Raw genomic sequence first — 23,662 nt, forward strand, 5'->3', positions numbered from 1 at the left:
CTAAGGGGGATAATCCTGTATGAATTTTCCACACCGAGTCCGGCAAAATGGAGGCGGTTTGGTGTGCCTGAACTGGCGCAAAAAGGGAGGTTACAATGGTAAAAAAGGTAGAATTTACGTTTGATTCCAGAGATGGGATGACAAAGATACATGCCGTCAGGTGGGTACCTGAGGGGAAAGTGGTTTGTATTTTGCAGGTGGTCCATGGCATGGCAGAGTATATTGAGCGGTATGAAGCTCTGGCACAGTATTTGGGGGAGAAGGGAATACTGGTAACCGGAGATGATCACTTAGGACACGGAAAAAGCGTGGGAGAGGATGGAACGTACGGGTATTTCTGCGAGCAGGATCCGGCTACGGTGGTGGTAAGAGATGTTCACCGTCTGAAAAAAATGACACAGGAGGAATATCCAGGGGTACCCTATGTTATTTTAGGGCACAGCATGGGTTCTTTCATTACCCGCAATTATCTGTTTAAATATGGAACAGGAATACAGGGCGCGATTATATGCGGAACCGGCTCGCAGCCGCAGGCTCTTGTAAAGGTATGCAAATTGATGATGGCAGTGCAGGGTTTCTTTTTGGGCTCAAAGCATACTGCAAAGTTAATGGACAAGCTTGCCTTTGGTAATTATAATCAAAAAATACCAGGTGCAATAACTTCCTTTGACTGGCTTTGCACGGATGAAGCCGTGGTGGATGCTTATAGGAAGGATAAACTGTGCGGATTTACCTTTACTGTCAATGGATTTAAAACCTTGTTTACATTGATTGACAGGCTGAACCAGGAGGAAAACTTAATGATGATGCCGGAAGAACTTCCGGTGCATTTTATCGCGGGGGATATGGACCCGGTGGGAAATTATGGGGAGGGCGTGAAGAAGGCCTTTGAGGATTTTAAGAAGGTGGGCATGGAGCGCATTTCTTTCAAGCTTTATCCGGGGGACAGGCATGAATTACTAAACGAAAAGGATAAGTTTAAGGTGTATGAGGACATTTATCCGTGGATTATGGAGCGGGTGAAGGAATATCAGCTTTAGATAATTGACAGCATGAGGAATGAGTTTTATGAAAAAGAAAATTTTAATAATTTTACCAGGTTTACTGCTACTGTTTCTGGTGTTTGGCGTATCTGCCCGGGCTGCCGATGGGAATAGTCAGAAAGCAGGAGCAGGTGATGTGATTGGCCAGGTGAAACAGGAGCTTTCGGCAATTTTTGAAAATGTAGATGAGGAAACGGCCAAAGAAGTCTTTTCCTTTTTGAAGGAAAAAATTTCCGATGGAAATTTAAGCTCGGAGGAAGGGCTTTTAAATGCCATCCGTGAAGGAAAAGAAAAATTCGGCGTGGAGATTGCCAAGGATGATGCAAGGAAACTGGTAGATACCATGAATAAGCTGGAGGGTATGGGATTTTCGGCAGAAGATGTGTTGGATAAAACGGAAAGCCTTTATCAGGAATATGGAGCTGACTTTGTGGAGCATGTGGATGAAATTTTAACAGGTGCCGTGAAAAATGCAGCATCCAATGCGGTAGGCAGTTTTTTTGGTAATTTGAAGGAATCCGTTAAAAACTTTTTCGTGAGCTTATTTTCGTAAGTTTCATGAACGTGTGTCGTGAAGGTGAAACAGGAGTAAATTAGTTATAGTATACGGATGGAATCTTCATATAGTAATGTAGAAGAATAAAATGATTAGGAGCTGTAAATAAATAATTTGGAAGAAATAAAGGTAAAATTATTTATTTACAGCTCTTTTCACTCAGACAAATGGTCAGAAATTGTAAACAGTGCCTGCACCTAATGCGGGTAGCTGGCAAGAATGGAGGATTTTATGAAAATTGCATTTTACGGTACAAAATCTTACGACAAAATATGGTTTGAGCCCATGGGAAAAGAATACGGATTTGATATTCATTTTATTGAAGCAGCCTGCAACCGGGAGACGGTTTTTATGGCGAAAGGATATGATGCAATCTGTATATTCGTCAACGACTACGTGGATGCCGAAATGATAGACGCGCTTTATGAAATGAAGGTTAAGGCAATTTTGCTTCGCAGCGCAGGTTTTAATAATGTAGATGTTAAGGCGGCTGAGGATAAAATAGTAATTCTCCGGGTTCCCAGCTATTCTCCGGAGGCAGTGGCGGAATTTGCCATGGCGCTGCTTCTTACGGTAAACAGGCTGACCCATAAAGCATATAATAGAACAAGGGAATTTAACATGAGCTTAAACGGGCTTATGGGAACGGATTTGTACGAAAAGACAGTTGGAGTTATCGGAACAGGAAAGATTGGGCAGGCCATGATCAGGATTTTGAATGGTTTTCAGACCCATGTGCTTTGCTATGATCCTTATCCCGTAGAAGGGTTGGAGGCCGAGTATGTGTCTCTTGATGAGCTGTTTAAAAGTTCGGATATCATATCACTGCACTGTCCGCTCACAAAGGATACAAGGCATTTGATCAACAAAGATACAATTGCCAAAATGAAAAAGGGCGTTTATCTGGTAAATACTTCAAGAGGCGACCTGATTCATACGGAAGATTTGATTGACGCTATGCTGGAAGGAAAGTTTGGAGGCGTAGGCCTGGATGTGTATGAGGAGGAGGAAGGCGTTTTTTACGAGGATAAGTCCGGCGATATCATCACAGATGATAATCTGGCACGGCTTATGACCTTTCCCAACGTGCTTATCACTTCTCATATGGGCTTTTTTACAAAAGAGGCAATGCAGGCAATTGCCAAGGTTACTTTAGAAAATGCTTATGCGCTTGAAAACGGCCTTCCGCTGGTCAATCAGGTAGGCGCAGAAATGGTTCAGGTGTGATTGTAAAATTTTTTTTTTTCTGCTATAATCATACAATGGTATTGTATGAAGGGATAAGGCAATGGAACAGGAACTATCTTACGAAATACGTTTTGCAGACCAAGATGAGTGGGAAGAGGCCATAGGGCTGGCCTGGAAAACCTTCTTGGAGTTTGAAGCGGCAGATTATACCCAGGAGGGAGTCAAAAGTTTTGAAGATTTTATCACAAACTCAAGTGTAAAGCAGATGTTTGTTATGGGCATATATCAAATGATGGCAGCCTATGATAAGGGTAAGATTGTGGGCATGATTACATTGCGGAATGAGATGCATATTTCTCTGCTCTTTGTGGATAAAGATTATCATCGACAGGGAATTGGCAGGGCATTGATTGAAAAGATGGCCGATTATGTGGCGGATGAGCTGGGAAAAAGCAGGCTGACGGTAAATGCTGCGCCTTATGGGATTGATTTTTACCATAAAGTAGGTTTCAGAGACTTAGGGCCACAGGTTTGGCAGGATGGAATTAAGTATACGCCTATGGAATACATCTTTTCAGACAAAAAGTTGCGTTAAAACAAGTTGAGGCGTACTGCCGCCGATTATTATTTGAGGATAATGAAGGTGTGCAGACGCTATAATGAATGTAGGTGGAATGTATGGAATATATTCACAGTAAAGATATTTTTCTTCTGATGCGGGACACTTTAAAGCTGATTGACCGCAAGTCAATGGACCACGGTTCCAGGGTCGCTTATTATTTATATAAGATGCTGGAGTGCAAAGGCGGTTATGAGAAGTTTGAGCTGGCTGATTTTGTGTTTTTGGCTTCTATGCATGATGTTGGTGCGTATAAAACGGAAAATCTGAAAGATATGCTTCAATATGAGTTCAAGGAAACCATGGCTCATAGTGTTTATGGGTATCTGGTTTTCAAATATTTATCTCCTTTAAGCGAACTTGCCAAGATTATTCTTTATCATCATATGGATTATTCTCAGCTGCAGGGGATGGATTTCGAGCATAAAGACATCACGGCCTGTTTAAATTTAGCGGAGAAAGTTGATATTTATGCAACGATTCTTGGGGATAAATTTGATGTAAACAGATTTAGAAAGCATATTGGCACCATATTAAGCCAGGAGTCCTTCGACCTGTTTAGAGAGGCCATAGAGAAATATGATGTTATAAACAAGGTACAAAGCGGCGATTACAAAACCGAGCTGGATGAGATTGCGGAGTACATGATCTTCACCAATGCGGATAAGAAAAAATCCATTGAAATGCTTATGTATACCCAGGGCTTTAAAGAGGAAAGCTTGGTGTTTAACGCCGTTACCTGTACGTGTATAGCGGAAATTTTAGGCCAGAAGGCGGGGCTGAATGAACTGGAAAGAGAGCAGCTTTATTATGGGACGCTGCTCCATGATATAGGGATGCTTGCGATTCCCAGCGGAATTATGGATGCGCCAAGGAACCTGACGCCGGAAGAATATAAAAAAGTAAAGATGCACGTGCTTTTAGCGGAAAAGGTTTTGAAAAATAGAATGGCAGAAGAGGTTGTAGGTATTGTGGCAACCCATCATGAGCGGGGGGATGGAAGCGGCTATCCCAGAGGACTTAAAGAAGCCCAGATGAACCGCAGCCAATGGATTTTGCAGCTTGCGGATTCGGTGTCGGCGCTTTTGGTAGAAAAGACTTACAGACCGGCATTAGACAGGGATGAAGTGCGTATGCTCCTGCGGAAAGAAGCGGAGAAGGGCAAATACAACAATATGATTGTCAACCTGTTTTTGGATGGGCAGAGCGAGATTATGGATTATGTAAAGACCCGGGTAGATAAGACGCTGGTTACTTATCACAAATTAAACCAACAGTACAGAAAAGTTTCTAAAAAATTAGGGCAGAGCTAAAGGCCTGAATAAGAAATAAGATAATAATGAAATGGGTGTATAAAAATACATAAGAATACGTAAGAAAAGGAAGGGACAGGTTTTGGGCAGATTTTTTAACATGGACAGTCCGCTGTTTAGTTTTTTGAATAAAGTGGCAGATTTAATCATATTAAATTTATTGACACTGATTTGCTGTATCCCGATTTTTACGGTGGGAGCTGCTATGACAGGACTAAATTACGTGTGCCTTAAGATGGTTCGAAATGAAGAAGGATACATTGCCAGAGGTTTCTTTAAATCCTTTAAGCAGAATTTTAAGCAGGCAACCATCATATGGCTGATTATTCTGCTGGTGGTTGGCGTACTGGCAGGGGACGTGTTTATCATGCGTTATTCTAATGTTGCATTTCCCACATGGATCAAGATGGCGCTTTTAGCGGTGGGACTGATTGTAATAGTGGCGCTCATGCATGTGTTTCCGGTTCTTGCCAGATTTGACAATACAATTAAAAATACATTTAGAAATTCTCTGTACATGGGCATTTTGACCCTTCCCAAAACAATTCTTATGATAGTGTTCTGGATTCTGCCTATTGTGATTATGATGCTTTCCTTCCAGGCCTTTCCGTTTGTTTTTCTGTTGGGAATTTCCGGTCCGGCTTTTTTATGCGCGCTTTTGTACAATAAGACTTTTAAACGCTTTGAGCCGGAGCAGGAGGAAGTTGTTGGAGATTATGAGTGGACCGTAGCCGTAGACGAAGAAGGCGAAAAGGAAAAAGGTACAAAAGATGTCATAGAAACAGAAGTACAGGAACATACGGAAGAAATCTAGCGCAGCAGCAAATGTAAGCTGAACGGGCCCCATTACGTAACAATTTGCCGAAGACTAAAGGGTCTATATATGAGGTTTAAAGGCTGGCAAAGCGATTGTACAAAGTGACTATATTCAGGCGTTGTTTTTTGTACGTTTTGCTGTTTGATGGCAAAAGCATAAATATTTATAAGCATTTTCTCTAATACATTGTAAAATCTTTGTGGAATAGTGGCATAGGCAGAAATGAAAATCTCATGTATACTTAATGCAGAGTCAAAAATCCCAAGGAGGCAAATAAAATGGCAAGTTTATCATTAAAAAATATCTGCAAAAAATACCCCAATGGATTCGAAGCCGTAAAAGATTTCAATCTTGAAATTGCAGATAAAGAGTTTATTATTTTCGTAGGTCCTTCAGGTTGTGGTAAGTCTACTACATTGCGTATGGTTGCAGGTCTGGAAGACATTTCTTCCGGTGAATTAAAGATTGGTGACAGAGTGGTAAATGATGTTGAGCCTAAGGACAGAGATATTGCTATGGTATTCCAGAACTACGCTCTGTATCCTCATATGTCAGTATATGACAATATGGCTTTCGGACTTAAGTTAAGGAAAGTTCCGAAGGATGAAATTGATAAGATGGTAAAAGAAGCAGCTAAGATTCTTGACCTGACAGCTCTTCTTGATCGTAAGCCGAAGGCTTTGTCCGGTGGTCAGAGACAGCGTGTTGCTATGGGACGTGCTATCGTGCGTAATCCTAAGGTATTCCTGATGGATGAGCCTCTTTCCAACTTGGATGCTAAGCTGCGTGTACAGATGCGTATTGAGATTGCTAAGCTGCATCAGAGATTAGGAACCACCATCATCTACGTAACGCATGACCAGACAGAGGCTATGACACTTGGTGATAGAATCGTAGTTATGAAGGATGGTGTTATCCAGCAGGTAGATACACCTCAGAATTTGTATGAGAAACCGGCTAACCTGTTCGTAGCAGGATTCATGGGATCTCCTCAGATGAACTTCCTTGATGCGGTAGTAGAAGTTAAGGGTGATGCAGCAAGCCTTAAGGTTGCTGGAAAGAGCATCAACCTTCCTAAGGAAAAAGCTAAGAAACTCATTGATGGCGGGTATGCAGGAAAGACAGTTACCTTTGGTATTCGTCCTGAAGATGTTTATGATTCAGAAGCATTCGTTAGCTCAGCTCAATGCGTATTTGAATCAACTATCAAGGTTTATGAATTGCTTGGTGCAGAAGTTTACTTATACTTTGATTTGGCTGAATTCCCGATTACGGCAAGAGTTGATTCCCGTACAACAGCAAGACCTGGCGATACAGTTAGATTTGCATTTGATGTTGATAAGATTCATGTATTTGACAAAGAAACTGAGCATGTTATTACTAACTAGTAATAAGTATATACATAAAGAAGGATGCCATTGGCATCCTTTTTTATGTATGGATTTGGTAACTATTCAGCCAGGTCTGTGCATTTACTGCACAGACCGTGAGAATATGGTTAGGGAGTGCAAAATCCCATCGCTGAAGGCGATTTTTAATGGATTTTGCAAGTAACAGTCAGCAAGGCTGAACTGTTGTTACTGGATTTGCGGGAAGATCAATAAACTTACTTGCAAAGCAAGTCAGCGTTTGATAACATAAAAACGATCGGCCAAGTCTGGTATCTGCCATTTACTAAGCTGGTGGGTGAGCTTAAGCATATGACGCTACCGGCTTTTGCGCAAAGCAAAGTGCCGGATGAATGTTTGGAAAGGATGTAAGGAAATGATATCAACACAGATTATTGAGAACTGCATTGAAGAACTTCGAATCATTACCAAAGTAAATTTGGCGATATTTGCTTTGGATGGAACAGAGGTTGCGTCTACCTTTGACAGCAGTGATATACCGGAATATATTATCAAAGGTTTTGTTGACTCTCCGGCGGACAGCCAGGTTATAGGGAGAGACCATTTATTTAAAATAACAGACGAGGGAGAGCTTGCATATATTCTGATTGCAAGAGGTAATAATGACGAGTCTTATTTGATTGGAAAAATAGCGGTCAGCCAGATGCAGCAGTTGCTGACGGCTTATAAGGAGCGGTTTGACCGCAATAATTTTTTCCAGAATCTGCTTTTGGATAATCTGCTTTTGGTTGATGTCTATAATCGTGCCAAAAAGCTTCATATTGAGGTGATGGTACCGAGAGTGGTGCTGATTATTGAGACAGGCACAGAAAAGGATGGTACAGCTGCTGAATTTTTGCGCGGCATGTTTTCTTCCCAGTCGGGAGATTTTATCACTGCAGTAGATGAAAGCAATGTGATTTTGATAAAAGCACTTGACCAGAAAGAAGGGTATACGGAAGTTGAGCATACGGCGCAGACAATTGTGGATATGATGAGCACAGAAGCTATGATGAATGTCAGAGTAGGCTATGGCACCATTGTGCAGGAGCTGAAGGATGTATCTAAGTCCTATAAAGAGGCAATGATGGCGTTGAATGTAGGTAAGATTTTCTATGTGGAAAAAAAGGTAAACTCTTATGGAAGTCTTGGAATAGGACGTTTAATTTATCAGCTGCCGGCCAATTTGTGCAAGATTTTTATTGAGGAAATTTTTGGAAAAAACGATCCCGGAGACTTTGACGAAGAAATCGTTACTACTGTCAATAAGTTTTTTGAGAACAATTTGAATGTGTCTGAAACATCCAGACAGCTATTTGTGCACAGAAATACGCTTGTATACAGAGTGGAGAAATTGCAAAAGCTCACCGGGCTTGATGTGAGGACCTTTGATGATGCACTTACCTTTAAAATTGCCATGATGGTATATGGTTATATGCGGTATCTGGACTTAGAAGAATAATAAAAAGAGTTTGGCTAAAGACCAAACTGTTAATCATTAAATATCTGTGAAAATTTCCAATATGGAATGAACAACCTTATTTTCGAATACAATAGTAAAGAACGTAATAGCTTGGCCCCTAAGCTTCATATTGGCCGCAAAGCCCGTAAAGATACATGGCGAGGTTATGGGGGTATTCCGATGGGGTGCCGATAGAGGACTTCAAATAGCCGGATAAAGAACTATTGGGAGGGATAAGGTTGTATTTATATGAGAAAAAAATTGTTTATCTGTCTTTATTGGAGAATGGACTGAAAAAAGTTTCCGCCGGATTTGTAAGTGTAGCACGGGAGAAGGATGCTTTTATTTTGGACATACATATAAAGAGTGAGGGAATATTTTTTGGAAGAAAATATTCGCTTTTTCTTATATCTGACAATGGAGGGATAGAGTTGGGAAACGTAACAGGGCAGCATGGAAGGGCGGATGCACACAGATCATTTATTGTACAAAATGGTATTGCTCGATTTGGGGAAAAAGAATATAAGGAAGAAGACATTTATGGCGTACTGATTCGCATAGATGAACAAAGGGAAATTTCCGGATATTGGCAGGAGAGCGAAAATGACGGCGAAAAACAAAAAAGTCAGGAATTGTCTGCGGCGGACAAAGATTTGGAGAGGGAGAAGACTTCTGATAAAAAAATTTCACGGAAGGAAGTTTCCATAAAGAGCATACCGGAGAAAGAAATACCCGCTTTTCTTTTACAATCGGCTGCCAGTGATAAATGGGAACAGCTTCAACAGTGTTATAAAAAGGTACATCCGTTTGGAGACGAGAGAGTTTTTTTATCTATAGAACCGAAGGATTTTGTTGTATTACAGGCCCCTTATCAGAGACTTGTAAATAATAGTTTTTTGCTACATGGATTTTATAATTACCGGCATATGATTCTAGGGCCGGATAAAGAGCTTGGAAATGGTGAAGGAAACTGCTTTTATTTAGGAGTGCCGGGAACGTATTTTGAGAGAGAAAAAATGGTGGCAATCATGTTCGGATTTGAAGGATTTGAATGCGATGGAGCAGTGGAAATCGGAAAATTTGGATATTATATGCGGCGGGTGGAACTGTAAAAAGAACCGCCCTTTATCCTCAGGGAAACTGCCATGCGTTACCAATACAGTTAACTAGGACCAGGCACCCTTGCGGCACATGGAAAATTCTGTTTAGTGCTGCTTTGTTCCCAACCTGACACGGTTCACAGACATCCATTGCGCAAGACCCAATCGTCAATGCCACTTGTATTGGGCAGCCATGACAGCTTCCCTGAAAACAAAGCCGCACGGTTCCTTAGTATTGTGATTCTATCGGTATAATGTCTCTTAAGTAGTATATGTGTTTTTGACGGGTTTGTCAACTGAAACGGAAAGAAGAACACAGAAATCAAACACCGAAGCCGTGAATTGTAAACTGTACGGCTCCGGTGTTTGTGCATATTCGTTTTTAGACGGTTTTAATTTTTCAAAAACCAGACATTCATTTCTGTTACGCCTCTGTTAGCCCAGGCGAAATAAGGAATCAGTTTTAAATTCGTCTGCTCCTTGTCCTGGCGGTAGAATCTGTATAATTCTTGAAAATCTTTGCGGATAATAGTTGGTCCATTAAGTACAGGCATAGCTCTTTGACAGATTTCTTCCATGGAAATTTGAAAATCGGATGGGTTTTCGACTCTGACATCCCGTATGGAAAAATCGGGATTATCAATACCTTCCGCACAATAGACAAGGGGGCCCCTCACCACGGCAACCCGTCCGCACAGGTTAGGTACTCTAGGATTAGCCTCTATGAGCTGTACCTTCATATCCAGTTCCAAAGAAATGCAGTCGTTTGTCTTCCATGTGTGCAGGAGATGTGCATAGCCTTTTTCTAAGGAGGGATTTAGAGCTTCGCCGTTGATGCTCAGACGATAGGACTGGCACCAGCCAGGGATGCGCAGTGCAATGGTATAGCAGCCTTCTGATCTTGTCTTCAATTCTATTTTTCCATCATAAGGATAATTGGTTTTCTGACACAGTTCTATCTCCTGATTTTTTGTTTTAACTTTGGTTTCGCCTTCCATATAGCAATGAACATAAACGGTATCTTCCGATATGGAATACATGTAATCGGCAATTGAACCGATTGTGCGTATCAAATTAGGAGGACAACAAGAACAATCAAAAACTTTTACTCGTTCCAGAATAGGAAGATGCTCCCGGATATCCTCTTTTCTGGTTTGGTTGAACTCGTTTCTCTTTGGGGATGCAGTCAGTGGATTTTCATAGAAAAATTTATCACCGGATAGGGATATACCACTTAACATCGTATTATAAAGAGCTAATTCCGCGTAATCGGCATATTTTCGATCCGCGTCAATTAACCACATCCGCCGGCAGAACATTGCCAAAGCAATAGAAGCACAAGTCTCATTATAAGTGGTGACTTCCGGCAGATGATAATCAAAGGTGAAAGATTCTTCCCGATATGTAGTGCCAACACCGCCGGTAATGTGCATGCGCTTTTTCACAATATTTTCAAAGAGTGTTTCACAGGCCCTTGTCATCTCATCTTCCTGGTTTAAAAGAGCTAAATCAGCCATACCACAGCATTGGTAAAGCAGGCGTACCGAGTGTCCTTCCGCGGTTTTTTGCTCCCGGACAGGCAGGTGGGACTGGAAGGCAGCTAAGTCCCGGTCATTGTTTTCTCGGTCCTTTTGACTGCGACCCCGGTTATCTATAAAATATTCCGCCAGCTTTTTGTAGCGATCTTCTCCTGTGAATTGATAAAGCTTTACTAAAGCAAGTTCTATTTCCTGATGGCCCGGCGTATCGAAAGCAGCGGAGTGGTCTATGCGGAAAACCCGATCAATATAATCAATATAACGAATTGCGATATCCAGCATTTTCCGTTTTCCAACAGCTTCATAGTATGCCAGCGCCCCTTCCACCAGATGACCAGCGCAGTATAATTCATGGTCCAGCCTTCTGGTAAATCTGGCTTTGGGCTCCACTGTGGTGAAATAGGTGTTTAGATATCCGTCTTCTGTCTGCAGCTTTTCCATCCGCTCCACAAGCATATCCATTTTATCTTCTAGAGCGTTATCCCGTTTTTTTTGCAGATAGTATGCCACGCCCTCCATCCACTTTGTAATGTCGGAATCCCAGAAAATATGCGGTCTAAAAGGCATTCCTTCCTTCCAGTCCCCTTTGAGAGAGGCAAATCTTCCGGTTTCATCAAAGCGATCATAAACTGCGTCAATGGTTACATCACGCACCAGCTTTTGCTGTGTGTTCCAAAAACCTCCTGTGATTTTTGTGCGGTCATAGCCCACCGGCTTTCCGTCATATTTTTTCATGCTCATATTAGATGTTGATCCTTTCTTTAATTTTAAAATATAAGAGTATCGGTTCAGTAAGGCTGACCGTTCTTATTCATAGTATGGGAACTGGGAAATTCTAAGCTTGGTGCACCCAAAAGGAATCAGGGAAATCATCTTTTTTTCCCGGTCGCCCATAATCGGGCTTTGGGGAATTTCCCGTGCATCCCCATTTTTTTGTGTCCATTCCTCCACCTGGCATGCCTCGACTTTTAAACGTACAGGAGGCTGTTTTTTGGAGAAAGGAATATCTGTCAATTCCTGTTCTTCCAGCTGACAGGGCAGAGCGCTGTTAAGCGCATAATTCCATGGACTTTCGGGGAAAACATAATAATCCTTCACACCTGCTACCTCTTTTTTTATTTCCCATCGTTCCTTCATGTCCAATCCATATACCAAGGGCCCGCGCTCCACTGCCAAAGTGCCTTGATGCCAAAAGGACGCAAATTCTTTCATTTCCAAACGTACCTGAATTTGTTCGCCTTCACGGAAGGCTTTTTCCACAAGAATAAACCGGCCCTCATCTTGCCAAGTAAGTTTTGCTCCTTTGCAGATGATCTGTGGGCGCTTACACCAGGAAGGAATGCGGATTTTTACAGCTATAGGCTGGGCAGGGGCTTGCTGAAACCGGTACAGCAAACGATCGCGGAAAGGGTATTTTGTATGCAGGGTAAGGATGACTCTCTCACTGCATAAGGTAGTATCTATAGTGGAAGGTGCAAGAACCATATTTACCAGTGTGCTCTCTCCCTCCCGCAGCCAAAGGGAATGAACGAATTTAGGCCATCCCTGGTGCATATTAGCCGTACAGCATCCGAAATTAGGCTCTAAGCCAAAAACGGTGGAATCCTCATCGTTATTAAACCACGGGCGTTTCCGGTCATCCGCCATGATTTGGTTTGCCTGCTGCAGATATTGGTGTTCCATAAAATCCTCTGTGATAGTGGCCGGTAATGCGTTATAAGCCAGGCGTTCCATCAAATCCCCATACCAGGCATCTCCAAATACCTCTATCAGGGACTGCAGACTGAACATGTACTCTACTACAGAGCACAATTCGGAGCCCTGGGAAGGGTGGGAGCCGGCTAAATGTTCATCGCCATTGATACATCCTGACACAACGCCATGCTTATGGATGACTTCCTTTATGCCTTCTTTGGCAATGCGGGCATACTCTTGATCATTATAGAGTACGGCCTTTAGGGCAGGATGCTTAAATCCCATAGTGACGTTAACAATATGGGTCTCGTGATAGGGAGAAATATTGCTGATAATATCCTTGGATAAATGCTTGATGATATCCCAATTGATATAATCCTTTGCAGGACGGGGAAAGGGAAGGTCTTTCAAATAATCAGACCAATCATACCCATTTTGATCTATTTCTTTTAACCATTCCAAAATCTGGGTATCATTAGTTTTTTCGTAAAGCCATTTCCCTACATAAAGCAAATCAGGCACTCGAGCTTTTGACCAGCTTTGCAATTTGGTGGTTTTAACTAACCTGGCCATATATTGCAGATAATTTCTTACAAAAGGTACAACGCGTTTATCCTCGGTTATCTCCTCATATTGTATTAAGACTTTCAGCATAACATAACGCGACCACTGCTCGTTCCAGGTGGATAAAGGGCCAAAATTTCCTGTTTCATCCTGACTGCCCAGGGTCCATTCCACAAATTTCATACAAATTTCCCAGTGCTTTCTGTCATCCAGGTAATAAGACAGGGGAAGCAGGCCGTCTAGATAGTAAGGCGCCCGCTCCCAGCTTTCACCTGTCCCGCCAAGCCATCCGGAATAGCAGCCAACGCTGTCCCAGATATCATATAATTTGCCGCTTAAACCATTCATTTGGATTTTTAGCTGCTCATAAAGCCAGCCGGTGGGTTTTACCTCTGTTATAGGTATTCTACTATATTTTTTCATGTATTATCCTCCATATCGCCAATACAAATTTAGAGATGGTATGTTCAGAGTGGCTTTTATCTTTATCTAAGCAAACGGATTTCATTTCACAGCTCCGCTCATCATGCCCTTTACAAAATGCTTTTGTAACAGTAAAAACAGAACAAGAATCGGCACCATTCCCACAATAGCTCCGGAGGTCAAGGTACCCCAGTTTACCGATGTTTCAGCAGAGAGCATGTCAACCAGCCCTACGTTGAAGGTTTTCATAGAGCTGCCGCCAAAGGTAAGGCCGATGGTGTAATCATTCCAGGTATTGTAGGCGGCGTATACAATTACGGTAATTGCGCCAGGCAGGGCCAAAGGGCAATAAATACTTCGGAAGATGGCAAAGCTGCTAGCTCCGTCCATAAGGGCTGCCTCTCGCAGAGCGTCCGGAACCATGTCAAAAGAGCTTTTCATCATCAAAACGCAAAACGGTGTCTGAAAGGTTGCATAAATCAATACCATTCCCCAGACAGTTCCCAGAAGATTTAAGTCGGACAAAGTATTATAAAGGGGGACCATTAAAGCCTGGGCAGGGACCATAATAGTAAAAAGAATCATGGCAGTCCACAGTTTAGACCCCAAGATTTTCAGTTTTGAAAAAGCAAATCCGGCCAACACGGAAACAATAGTTACCACCAATATTGTAAAAATACAAATCTGAAATGAATTTTTCAAATAGAAAAAGAAAATGCCGTCTTTATATTGAAACAGAGAAACATAATTTTCTGAAGTTGCTACATGGGGAAAGAGACTGACTCCTCCATAGAGTTCCTTCTGGGTCTTGATGGAAGTAACCAGCGCCCAATAAATTGGCATAAGCCAAATTATTCCCAAAATGATATTTAATAAAATAATAATACTTTTACTTCTTTTCTTCATCCGCGCCCCTTTCTAATCTGTTGCATCTTTCATAACAGCAAATTGAAAATAACTTAAAACAGCGAGAATAACCAATAAAATCATAGACATTGCCGCACCGTACCCGAATTTAAAGTGTCTGAAAGAAGTCTCGTAGATATAGTAAACGGCAGTTTGTGTTTTAGAGGATGGCCCGCCGGCAGTCATAATCTTAAACTGTTCAAAGGCAAGAACCGAACCAATAATGGAGATAACCATAGATAGTGCTATTGTAGGGCGGATCAAGGGTAAAGTGATACGGAAAAACTGTTGTATCTTATTGGCCCCATCAATACTTGCCGACTGATAAATTTCGTCATCCACAGACTGAAATGCCCCAAGAAGCATCAGCATGCTGAAACCCGACATTTTCCAGGTAACCATTGCGCAGACTGCTGGAAGAGAGGTTTTTGGCAAATGCATCCAGGCAATTGGCGTATCTACAATTCCTATGGATAACAGCAGATGGTTGAGGACACCGTATAATTCGTTGTATATCCACAGCCATATATCTGCACTGGCTGTCATAGAAATAACCACCGGCATAAAATAAATGGTTCGGAATATACCGACCCCCTTGAACTTTTGGTTTACTAATATTGCCATGGCAAAGGCCACAAGAAACAGCATTGGTGTTACGAGCAATGCGTATTCCATTGTGAATAAGAGTGAATGCAGGAATTTTTTATCCTGAAAAGCCTGTATGAAATTTTTTATGCCAATAAACGCTTTTTCCCCAAGCAATGGCCAGTTATAAAGAGACATGTAGAGAGATTTTACGAAAGGTATTGCAAAAAATGTAATATTTATTGCCAGCAATGGTAAAACAAAAAACATATTTGTAAAGTTTTTTCGCATGGCTCTCCGGCTTTTTGTCGGCAAACCGCCCCCCTGAGCGTGACAGTGTTTGAGTCTTGTCATAAATATACCCCCTGCCCGTTTTAACAGGCATTTATTAAATTTGATTGATAATTTTTATATTTTTATAGGATTGGTAAGTCCTTTCGAAAAAGCCGCCGCATTCCGCTGTTTCGGCGAAATGCGGCAAACATATGAATCATTAAGCCCAATAATAAATGTATTAGCGTTTCATGTCAAAGCGCCCTATTCTGAGAGCAGGGCATCAATTTCTTCTTTTGCGTCAGAGAAAGCTTCTTCGGGCGTTTTTTCCTGGTTCAAAGCATACTGCACCGCATCGATCCAGGGGGTGTACATTTCGTTATATTTTAAACTATAAGGAGCCTCCCCTACTTCTAATGCCTGGCGCAATATGTCATACTCCTCATGAGAACCGAAAATGTCGTTTTCAAACATGTCGGAACGGGCAGGAATGTTTCCGTATGCTGCCAGTTGATCTACCTGCACTTCCTTACTGAGGCAGTATTGTACGAACTGCCACGCCTCATCAGGCATATCGGTGTCTGCTAAGATTGCGATACTGTCTCCGCCTGAGAAGGATGAGTATTTATTTCCGTCAGGAGAAGGAATCAGCGCACAGCCCGCATTGAAATCATATCCGTCATTTACAATGGTGCCTACTGCCGAGCTACCTTGGACAATCATAGCTGCTTTCTGGGCCTTAAATGCATCTTCGGTTGCGGTCCAGTCATAAGATGTGATACTCTGTGGCGTTACGTTGTATTCGTAAATCATATCGGTAATAAACTGCAAAGCTTCTACTGCTTCGGGCTGATTTAATAGGGATTCTTTACCGTCCTCGCTGGTAAATTCACCGCCATTACACCAAATATATGGACAGAAAGTAAACATCATGCCGCCCGCATCGGATGCTGAGAACATATAACCGTATACATCATCATTGGTACATGCCTGTGCCGCTGCAATCAGCTCGTCCCAGGTTTTCGGAGGATTTTCCGGATCCAGACCATTTGCCTCAAAAATATCTTTATTGTAAAGCAGAACACTTACATCCGGTGCAAAAGGAACCGCATACTGTTTTCCCTCATAGGAGGAAAGGTCTAACAGGCCGCCCGAGAATGTGTCTTTAAAGTCGGAGGCTGCAAATTCTTCGGTAATATCTTTTAGTGCGCCAATGGAAGAATAATAAGGTACCAGCACGCAGTCAATGGAAACAATGTCCGGTACGTTTCCGGAGGATAAAGCAAGGGCCAAATCATCCGACATGTCAGAGGGTTCGGAGACATTTACGGCAATGCCTGTAGTTGCAGTAAAATTTTTCGCTGCTTCTGTTACTTCATCATAATATGAGTTTCTCACCCATACCTCAAGACTTTTTCCATCTTCTGAACTTTCTGTATTGCCAGCATTATTTGTGCTGTCTGCGCCTGAAGACTCCGTATTATCAGCTGAAGCCGCGTCCTGTGACCCTGAAGTGCTCTCCCCTTTATTGGAATTTCCACAAGCGGCCAATCCAAGAGCCATGGAAAATACCAACAAACTAACCAGTAATTTCTTTTTCATTTTTTCTCCTTTCCTTGTCGAAAGCTTTGTGTAAAGTTATCGACATTGTGACTATAAATGGTATCCAATGTTGTAAATGTTTGTATACATTCGCCAAACTATAGTGAATAGTATATTTATTTTTATATAAAAATTATACAGTGATTTTAGCAAAAAAATGTAATATAATTATCAAATGTAATAACAAAAAATTTGCATTTGTTTGAATCAATATTGAAAAAAAAGTGCATTTTAGTTATAATTGATATTACAAAATTAGCATTTTGCTAATTTTTACAGTTTTTATATTATGAAAGCATATGGGTCAGAGCTAAACGGGAGATAATTTTCATGTCATTTATTAATATCCATATACCCCCATTCCCATGGTATTCCCATTCCGGAAATGCCATATACCGACCAGGCGATAAGCATAATGCCCGCAAAGGGCTGGGTTTTTTTGACTTGATTATGGTTGAGATGGGAACACTTTATTTGCAGGTTGGAGAAAAAGAATTTATAATTCCCCCCAGTCATACACTGTTGATACCGCCCAATACACCCCACCAGGGCAGCCGGATTTGCACTGAAAAAACACTTTTTCACTGGCTGCATTTTAATACGGAGGAGACTTTTGAAATTTCGGACATTTCATATCGTCTGCCCTGGAGGCCTAATACGGATTTTAAAGATAACAAATATGTTTTGTCCTTTTTGCAGGATCAAAAACTTCCGGAGGGAACCGCGCAAAATGCGCTCTCTATTATGCATCAGCTGGAAAGACGTTCTATTGATTTCTTTACGAACTCCCGCACAAATATTGATTCGGATAATAACCTTTTCCGCCAGCAGGAGCTGCTTATGCGTCTTTTAAATCTTTTGGCGGTTACGCCGGACACTTCCAATGACAACAGTATTGCCTATTCTGCTCTGCAATATTTTAATTTCCACTATGCGGAGCAGATTACGATTGAGGGTTTATCTAAAATTTTAAACTGCCATCCTACGCATCTAATTCGATGCGTTAAAAAGCAATATGAACTGACACCAAACCAGATGTTAAATAAGGTCCGGCTGGAAAACGCCTGCGGTTTGTTGAAAGACCCCTATCTTTCTATCACCACTATTGCCTATTCGGTTGGTTTTTCTTCCGCATCCTATTTTTGTAAGCAGTTTAAGAATTATTATCAATGTACACCGAAAGAATTCAGGGAGCGCTTTTCGAGGGGTGAATATAGTTTATAAATATTTCATTTATAACAATTATCTTTGTGCTTTTGGATGGAAAGGATTAAAAATCAGGAAAAATGACAGAGCAGGAAAAGTACATGAAGCAAGCCATAGGGCAGGCTATGAAAGCTTATGAGTTGGGGGAAGTGCCCATTGGGTGCATAATCGTCTATGAGGGGAAAGTGATAGGGCGGGGATATAACCGCAGGAATACGGATAAGAATACCCTGGCCCATGCGGAGATTACTGCCATTAAAAAGGCCAGTAAAAAGATAGGAGACTGGCGGCTAGAAGGATGCACGCTTTATGTAACCCTTGAGCCCTGCCAGATGTGCGCGGGAGCGATTGTACAGGCAAGGATTGACGAGGTGGTTATGGGAAGCATGAATCCCAAAGCAGGATGTGGTGGTTCTATATTAAATATTTTGGAGATGCCGGAATTTAACCATCAGGTGAAGGTTACAAGGGGGGTACTTGAGGAGGAGTGCTCTCAAATGCTGACCCGCTTTTTTAAGGAGTTGCGGGTACGCAATAAAATAGAGAAGGAACAAAAGAAATTGGCTGACCGGCCCATAGAATAAGACTGAGGCTGTTGTAAAATAGCTGCTATATACAGAATAAAATTTTTGTATATAACCGGTATTTGCAACAGCCTCAGTATATATTAAGAATGGATGCCCGTTGCATGCCATAGCATAATATTAAGCATTGGCGGTATCCCCCACGATGTTTTGCAGCCAAACATCGCTTTTTACCATAAAGAAGCCTATGACCACCTTGACAATTTCAGTAAACTGAACCAGGAAAAAGATAGGCACTATGGGCAGGGCGGTAAAGTGTGAGAGTGCATAAGCAAAGGGAATGACTAAAACCCAAGTGTAAACGCTGTCGAACAGGAAAGTAACAATGGTTTTGCCGCCGGAGCGCAAAGTAAAATAAGCGCAGTGGGAGAAGGAACAAAGGGGCATTGCCAGGGCAGCTATGGTGATGAAATGTCTGGCAAGCTCTTTGATACGTTCGTCCGTATTATAAATGGACGGGAAAAATCTTCCGACCATTACCATGATGGCTGAAATGCAGACACAGCAAAATACACAGAAGAAAATCATCTTGTTATCCGCATCACGCGCCTCCTTTGTCCTTCCGGCGCCTAAAAGCTGGCCCACTACAATAGAAATACAGCCACCAAGTTGTATGTACACCGTATTAAATAAATTGGAGATGGTGGAGGAAATATTCTGTGCCGCCACCACTTCAAGGCCGCGGATGGCGTAGCACTGGACAATCACAGTCATGCCTGCCGCCCATAGCATTTCGTTCACCATAAGAGGGGTCCCCTTTTTCATAATTTCCCGCAGCACTTTGCGGGGAATGAAAAAGCTCTTGTAGGCATTTATAATATATGGATTTTTTTCTTTATGGCAGTGGGTCCATATCACAATGATCAGGCATTCCACAAAACGCGCAATGACAGTGGCAATGGCCGCACCCCGGACGCCCATTGCGGGGAGCCCCAAAATTCCAAAAATCAGCAGATAATCTAAAATAAGGTTGGTGAAAACGGCTGCAATGCCAGCCAGCATGGGAATAAAGGTCTGTCCGGTTTCCTTGACGGAGCTGCCGTATGATTGGCTGATTGCAAAAGGGACAAGTCCCAGTATCATAATGATGATATATTCTTTGCCATATTTAAGGGCAAGGGAAATATCGCCTACGCTGCCAGTGTCATTTAAGTATAGAGAAATCAGCTGTGTATCAAAAAAGCTGAATAGAAAAACAGCCATGGCCGTAATCAAAAGGCAGGCATAGAGTTTGAAGCGGAAGGCGTGCTTTTGGCCTTCGTAATCTCCTTTGCCATAATATTGGGTACCAAAAATGCCGGCGCCTGATACGCCGCCAAAAATGCAGATGTTAAAGACAAACATCAGCTGGTTTACAATTGCAACACCTGACATCTGCTCCGTACCAATCTGTCCCACCATAATATTATCCAGAAAGCTTACAAAGCTGGTGATGGTGTTTTGGACAATCATAGGAACCGCAAGACAAAGTACATACTTATAAAAATTTTTGTCGCCGATAAATTTTTCTTTGAATTTGCCCCACATAAAAATGCTCCTTTCTACCTGCCTCGTGTCATGAGGCGTATTATCCATTGTAATAAAAAGATATTGCCGCGTCAATATGCCAAATCAGGGATTTTTGTCATTTTAGCGTGAAAAGTGTATAATTGGGAGAGTTTCTGTTTCTAAATTTTGAATCTTTGCTATAGTAAAAACATAAAGACAACAGAAACAGATAAAGGAGCGCGAAGATGGACATGAGCTTATTTTTCTGTCTTGGGGTAGTTTTAGTTTTGATGGTGTGTCTGATATGGATACTTGCACTTCATCAGAGGCTGAGGAGAAGATATGAAACCCTGGTGGAAAGTTATAAAAGTATTCAGGAGCTAAACGGACAGCTGCGGAGCGGGCGGCACGACTACCTGAATCATTTGCAGGTGGTGTACGGCATGTTGGAGCTTAAGGAGTATGAGGAGCTTCACGATTATCTTGAACCGATTTACAAGGACATGATGAAAATCGGAAAGGCAATCAGGACATCCATACCTGCGGTCAATGCCCTGCTTATGGCGAAGATGGGAACTGCGGAGGCCGAAAACATAGATTTTTATGTGGAGGTCAAGTCAGACCTGAAAAAGCTTAAAGTGGAGCCCTGGGAATTGTGCAAGGTACTCTCCAATCTGATTGACAATGCCATAACAGCCCTAAAGGAAAAGAAGAAGGATAAGAAAATGGCGCTGGAGATCAATGAGGAGCGGGATGGTTATGTGTTTGTAGTGTCCGATAACGGTCCGCCCATTTTGGAGGAACATAAAAGCGTCATATTCAAACAGGGATTTACAACCAAACAGGAGGAAGGACACGGAATGGGTCTTTATATTGTGGCAGGGATTTTAAAAGAAAACCATGGCAGTATACAGGTAGACTCAAATGAAGATGAAACAAGCTTTACAGTGAAGTTTGCAAAGGAGGTGAAGGCATAGTTGGATACGGTTATGATGGCAGGCATCCTGTTTTTGATTGCGGGATTTGTGCTGGTTGGAGTGGAGCTGGTGGTGCCGGGCTTTGGCGTGCCGGGAATTGGAGGGATTGTGTGTCTGGGAGCAGGAATTTTTCTGACTGCCGATTCCATAGAACAGGGTATTTTGATTACGGTTATCGTGATTGTGGTTCTTGGGATTTTGATGACAACCATCTTGGGATTTTTATCCCAGAAGAAATTTAAATCGCCGATTATTCTTGATGCGGATGTGAAGGCCGGTGTGCCCATAGATTCATCTGACCTTACCTATCTGCTTAATAAAGAAGGGATAGCCACAACAGATTTAAAACCCGCAGGAAAAGGCGACTTTGAAGGGGTTGAGCTGGATATTTTTTCGGAAGGGTCCTATATCAGAAAAGGAACCCGGATTGTAATCAGCAAGGTCAACCAAAAGAAACTGATGGTAAAAGAGTTGTAAGAGATTTTCAGACAGAAAGAGTGAAAAGTAATATTTTACAAAAGAGCTTGCAAATGCGCTGTGGCTGCAGGCTCTGTCATGTAAAAGCTGCGGCGCAGAAATGAGGGAAATATGATAGGGAAAATTGTTTTATTAGGGATAATTTGTCTTTTGGTAGTTCTGTTTTTTGTATTTGTACCGGTGGGATTGTGGATTTCGGCGGTTGCCTCAAATGTGAAGGTGGGGATTTTTAATCTGATAGGTATGCGCCTTAGACGTGTAATGCCTGCTAAGATTGTTTTTCCATTGATTAAAGCCACAAAAGCTGGGATTGATGTGAAAGTAAACCAGTTAGAGGCACATTATCTGGCAGGAGGAGATGTGGACAGTGTGGTAAACGCACTGATTGCCGCCGAAAGGGCCGGTATGGATATCTCCTTTGAAAAGGCTTCGGCTATTGATTTGGCAGGCCGCAATGTGTTTGAGGCAGTTAAGATGAGCGTAACGCCGAAGGTAATAGAAACACCTCTTATTTCGGCAGTTGCCAAAAACGGTATTGAGCTTTTGGTCAAAGCAAGAGTTACGGTGAGAACGGATATTGACAGATTGATTGGCGGCGCCGGTGAGGCCACGGTTCTTGCCAGAATCGGCGAAGGTATTGTGACCACGGTAGGATCCGCGGCGGGCCATGACGAGGTTTTGGAAAATCCCGATGAAATATCAAAGCTTGTGCTGGAAAAAGGGCTGGATTCGGGAACCGCTTTTGAGATTATTTCCATAGATATTGCAGATATTGATATAGGAAGGAACGTGGGCGCTACTTTGCAGAGCCTTCAGGCGGAGGCTGATAATAAGATTGCGCAGGCCAGAGCGGAAGAAAGGCGTGCTATGGCAGTAGCCTTAGAGCAGGAAATGCGTGCGGCGGTAGTAAAGGCGGAGGCCGAAATACCGAAGGCTATGGCCCAGGCATTGCGGGAAGGGCATATTGGAGTGGTTGACTACTATAAGCTGCAAAATGTGTTAGCGGACACGGAAATGAAAAAGAGTATTGGCATTGGAGCCAATGCATATGCGGAAAAAAAGAAGGATAATAATGTAAATGATTAAAGTGATGGTGATAGATGATGAACCGGAAATCAGAAGACTGCTGCATAAGATGGTTGAAAAACAGCCGGATTATCATGTGGTATCCGAATGTGGGGATTTTTCCGGCGCGGTGGTAGATTTTGCCAGATATAAGCCGGATGTGGTGTTTATGGATATTGATTTGAAGGGAGAAAGCGGATTAGAATGCGCTAAGGTGATGACGGAATTAAATCCCAGGCTGAAGGTGATTTTTGCCACAGCCCACAGTGAGTATATGGCAAATGCCTTTGAGATTTATGCCTTTGATTATCTGGTCAAGCCCTTTAACATGGAGCGCGTTATAAAGACCCTAAACCGGATTAGAAGCAGTATGGAAGCGTATCAGCCGGCGGATGAAAAACTGGCGGATAAGGTGACAAGGCCGGAGCATCACAGGGATAAGCTTTTTATAAAAGGTAAGGAGCAGGCCTGTCTGCTGAATGTGGATGAAATTATCCTGGTGGAAAGGCTGGAAGGCTATACCAATATTGTGACCTTGAGTGAGCAGTATAAGACATCCATATCCTTAAGTGAGGTTGAGGAGAAGCTGGGGCAGGAAACCTTTATGAGATGCCATAAATCTTATATTATCAATATATCCAGGGTCACCAGGATAGAGCCTTACGGGAGATGGACCTATGTGGTGAAATTTAAGGATACGGATGCAACTGCGCTTATGACAGCGCAGAAGTATGAAGAAATGAAAAAAATGTTTGCATAGAAGTGTAAAAAAGCTTGATGGAATGGAGGAACA

General features: G+C 42.2%; 21 protein-coding genes and 1 other RNA gene. 15 read left to right on the forward strand and 7 right to left on the reverse strand.

The window, feature by feature from the left end:
* Nucleotides 1-95 precede the first annotated feature (95 nt).
* The 9 genes from D5281_RS04495 (at nt 96) to D5281_RS04535 (ending at nt 9,498) form a co-directional block, all read left to right on the forward strand.
* On the forward strand, nt 96-1,040 hold the full coding sequence (locus tag D5281_RS04495) for an alpha/beta fold hydrolase (protein WP_160558951.1): 945 nt from the start codon (nt 96-98) through the stop codon (nt 1,038-1,040).
* A 28-nt stretch (nt 1,041-1,068) separates the two neighbouring features.
* The gene (locus D5281_RS04500) at nt 1,069-1,596 is read left to right on the forward strand and encodes a DUF1002 domain-containing protein (RefSeq protein ID WP_160558952.1); all 528 of its coding nucleotides are present in this window, start codon (nt 1,069-1,071) and stop codon (nt 1,594-1,596) included.
* Nucleotides 1,597-1,830: 234 nt separating this feature from the next.
* Nucleotides 1,831-2,826 carry a 2-hydroxyacid dehydrogenase gene (locus tag D5281_RS04505; RefSeq protein ID WP_160558953.1) on the forward strand — a complete coding sequence of 332 codons (996 nt, stop codon included), beginning with the start codon at nt 1,831-1,833 and terminating at the stop codon, nt 2,824-2,826.
* 61 nt (nt 2,827-2,887) lie between these two features.
* A complete protein-coding gene (locus D5281_RS04510) occupies nt 2,888-3,382 on the forward strand; it encodes a GNAT family N-acetyltransferase (RefSeq protein WP_160558954.1) in 495 nt (164 codons plus the stop codon).
* Between the two features lie 83 nt (nt 3,383-3,465).
* Nucleotides 3,466-4,719, forward strand: a complete 1,254-nt coding sequence (locus tag D5281_RS04515; protein WP_160558955.1) for an HD-GYP domain-containing protein — start codon at nt 3,466-3,468, stop codon at nt 4,717-4,719.
* Between the two features lie 82 nt (nt 4,720-4,801).
* Nucleotides 4,802-5,533: a YesL family protein gene (locus D5281_RS04520; RefSeq protein ID WP_160558956.1), complete on the forward strand. Its 732-nt coding sequence runs from the start codon at nt 4,802-4,804 to the stop codon at nt 5,531-5,533.
* A gap of 281 nt (nt 5,534-5,814) precedes the next feature.
* Nucleotides 5,815-6,924 (forward strand): ABC transporter ATP-binding protein, encoded by a 1,110-nt coding sequence (locus tag D5281_RS04525; protein WP_160558957.1) that lies wholly within the window; start codon nt 5,815-5,817, stop codon nt 6,922-6,924.
* Nucleotides 6,925-7,300: 376 nt separating this feature from the next.
* Nucleotides 7,301-8,386, forward strand: a complete 1,086-nt coding sequence (locus D5281_RS04530; protein WP_160558958.1) for a PucR family transcriptional regulator — start codon at nt 7,301-7,303, stop codon at nt 8,384-8,386.
* A 239-nt stretch (nt 8,387-8,625) separates the two neighbouring features.
* Nucleotides 8,626-9,498, forward strand: a complete 873-nt coding sequence (locus D5281_RS04535; protein ID WP_160558959.1) for a hypothetical protein — start codon at nt 8,626-8,628, stop codon at nt 9,496-9,498.
* Nucleotides 9,499-9,502: 4 nt separating this feature from the next.
* On the opposite strand, the gene ffs is transcribed toward D5281_RS04535, so the two are convergent.
* The 6 genes from ffs to D5281_RS04565 all read right to left on the reverse strand — a co-directional run bounded on the left by ffs (nt 9,503) and on the right by D5281_RS04565 (nt 17,072).
* Nucleotides 9,503-9,713: signal recognition particle sRNA large type (ffs, locus tag D5281_RS04540), an RNA gene on the reverse strand.
* Between the two features lie 165 nt (nt 9,714-9,878).
* Nucleotides 9,879-11,765 (reverse strand): glycoside hydrolase family 127 protein, encoded by a 1,887-nt coding sequence (locus D5281_RS04545; RefSeq protein ID WP_160558960.1) that lies wholly within the window; start codon nt 11,763-11,765, stop codon nt 9,879-9,881.
* 66 nt (nt 11,766-11,831) lie between these two features.
* Entirely contained in the window at nt 11,832-13,706 is a 1,875-nt protein-coding gene (locus tag D5281_RS04550; RefSeq protein ID WP_160558961.1) for a beta-L-arabinofuranosidase domain-containing protein, read from the reverse strand.
* Between the two features lie 81 nt (nt 13,707-13,787).
* The gene (locus D5281_RS04555) at nt 13,788-14,612 is read right to left on the reverse strand and encodes a carbohydrate ABC transporter permease (protein WP_160558962.1); all 825 of its coding nucleotides are present in this window, start codon (nt 14,610-14,612) and stop codon (nt 13,788-13,790) included.
* Between the two features lie 12 nt (nt 14,613-14,624).
* Nucleotides 14,625-15,551, reverse strand: coding sequence for a carbohydrate ABC transporter permease (locus D5281_RS04560; protein WP_277935169.1), 927 nt, complete (start codon nt 15,549-15,551; stop codon nt 14,625-14,627).
* 183 nt (nt 15,552-15,734) lie between these two features.
* Nucleotides 15,735-17,072 carry an ABC transporter substrate-binding protein gene (locus tag D5281_RS04565; RefSeq protein WP_160558963.1) on the reverse strand — a complete coding sequence of 446 codons (1,338 nt, stop codon included), beginning with the start codon at nt 17,070-17,072 and terminating at the stop codon, nt 15,735-15,737.
* 330 nt (nt 17,073-17,402) lie between these two features.
* On the opposite strand from D5281_RS04565, the gene D5281_RS04570 reads away from it, so the two are divergent.
* Nucleotides 17,403-18,296: an AraC family transcriptional regulator gene (locus tag D5281_RS04570; protein ID WP_160558964.1), complete on the forward strand. Its 894-nt coding sequence runs from the start codon at nt 17,403-17,405 to the stop codon at nt 18,294-18,296.
* Between the two features lie 62 nt (nt 18,297-18,358).
* Nucleotides 18,359-18,862 carry a tRNA adenosine(34) deaminase TadA gene (tadA, locus tag D5281_RS04575; RefSeq protein ID WP_160558965.1) on the forward strand — a complete coding sequence of 168 codons (504 nt, stop codon included), beginning with the start codon at nt 18,359-18,361 and terminating at the stop codon, nt 18,860-18,862.
* Nucleotides 18,863-18,982: 120 nt separating this feature from the next.
* Here the strand turns inward: tadA and D5281_RS04580 are convergent, their stop codons facing one another.
* Nucleotides 18,983-20,389: an MATE family efflux transporter gene (locus tag D5281_RS04580; RefSeq protein ID WP_160558966.1), complete on the reverse strand. Its 1,407-nt coding sequence runs from the start codon at nt 20,387-20,389 to the stop codon at nt 18,983-18,985.
* Between the two features lie 206 nt (nt 20,390-20,595).
* Here D5281_RS04580 and D5281_RS04585 point away from each other — a divergent pair, with 206 nt between their 5' ends.
* From D5281_RS04585 to D5281_RS04600, 4 genes are all read left to right on the forward strand, one after another.
* The gene (locus D5281_RS04585) at nt 20,596-21,327 is read left to right on the forward strand and encodes a sensor histidine kinase (protein ID WP_160558967.1); all 732 of its coding nucleotides are present in this window, start codon (nt 20,596-20,598) and stop codon (nt 21,325-21,327) included.
* Nucleotides 21,328-21,804 (forward strand): NfeD family protein, encoded by a 477-nt coding sequence (locus D5281_RS04590; protein WP_160558968.1) that lies wholly within the window; start codon nt 21,328-21,330, stop codon nt 21,802-21,804.
* A gap of 111 nt (nt 21,805-21,915) precedes the next feature.
* Nucleotides 21,916-22,890 carry a flotillin-like protein FloA gene (gene floA / locus D5281_RS04595; protein ID WP_160558969.1) on the forward strand — a complete coding sequence of 325 codons (975 nt, stop codon included), beginning with the start codon at nt 21,916-21,918 and terminating at the stop codon, nt 22,888-22,890.
* Nucleotides 22,883-23,629 carry a LytR/AlgR family response regulator transcription factor gene (locus D5281_RS04600; RefSeq protein WP_160558970.1) on the forward strand — a complete coding sequence of 249 codons (747 nt, stop codon included), beginning with the start codon at nt 22,883-22,885 and terminating at the stop codon, nt 23,627-23,629. Before floA ends, D5281_RS04600 begins: the two co-directional genes overlap by 8 nt.
* Nucleotides 23,630-23,662: the final 33 nt, after the last annotated feature.

It is taken from the genome of Parablautia muri (genome assembly GCF_009917485.1).
In the GTDB taxonomy this organism is placed as follows: domain Bacteria; phylum Bacillota; class Clostridia; order Lachnospirales; family Lachnospiraceae; genus Suilimivivens; species Suilimivivens muri.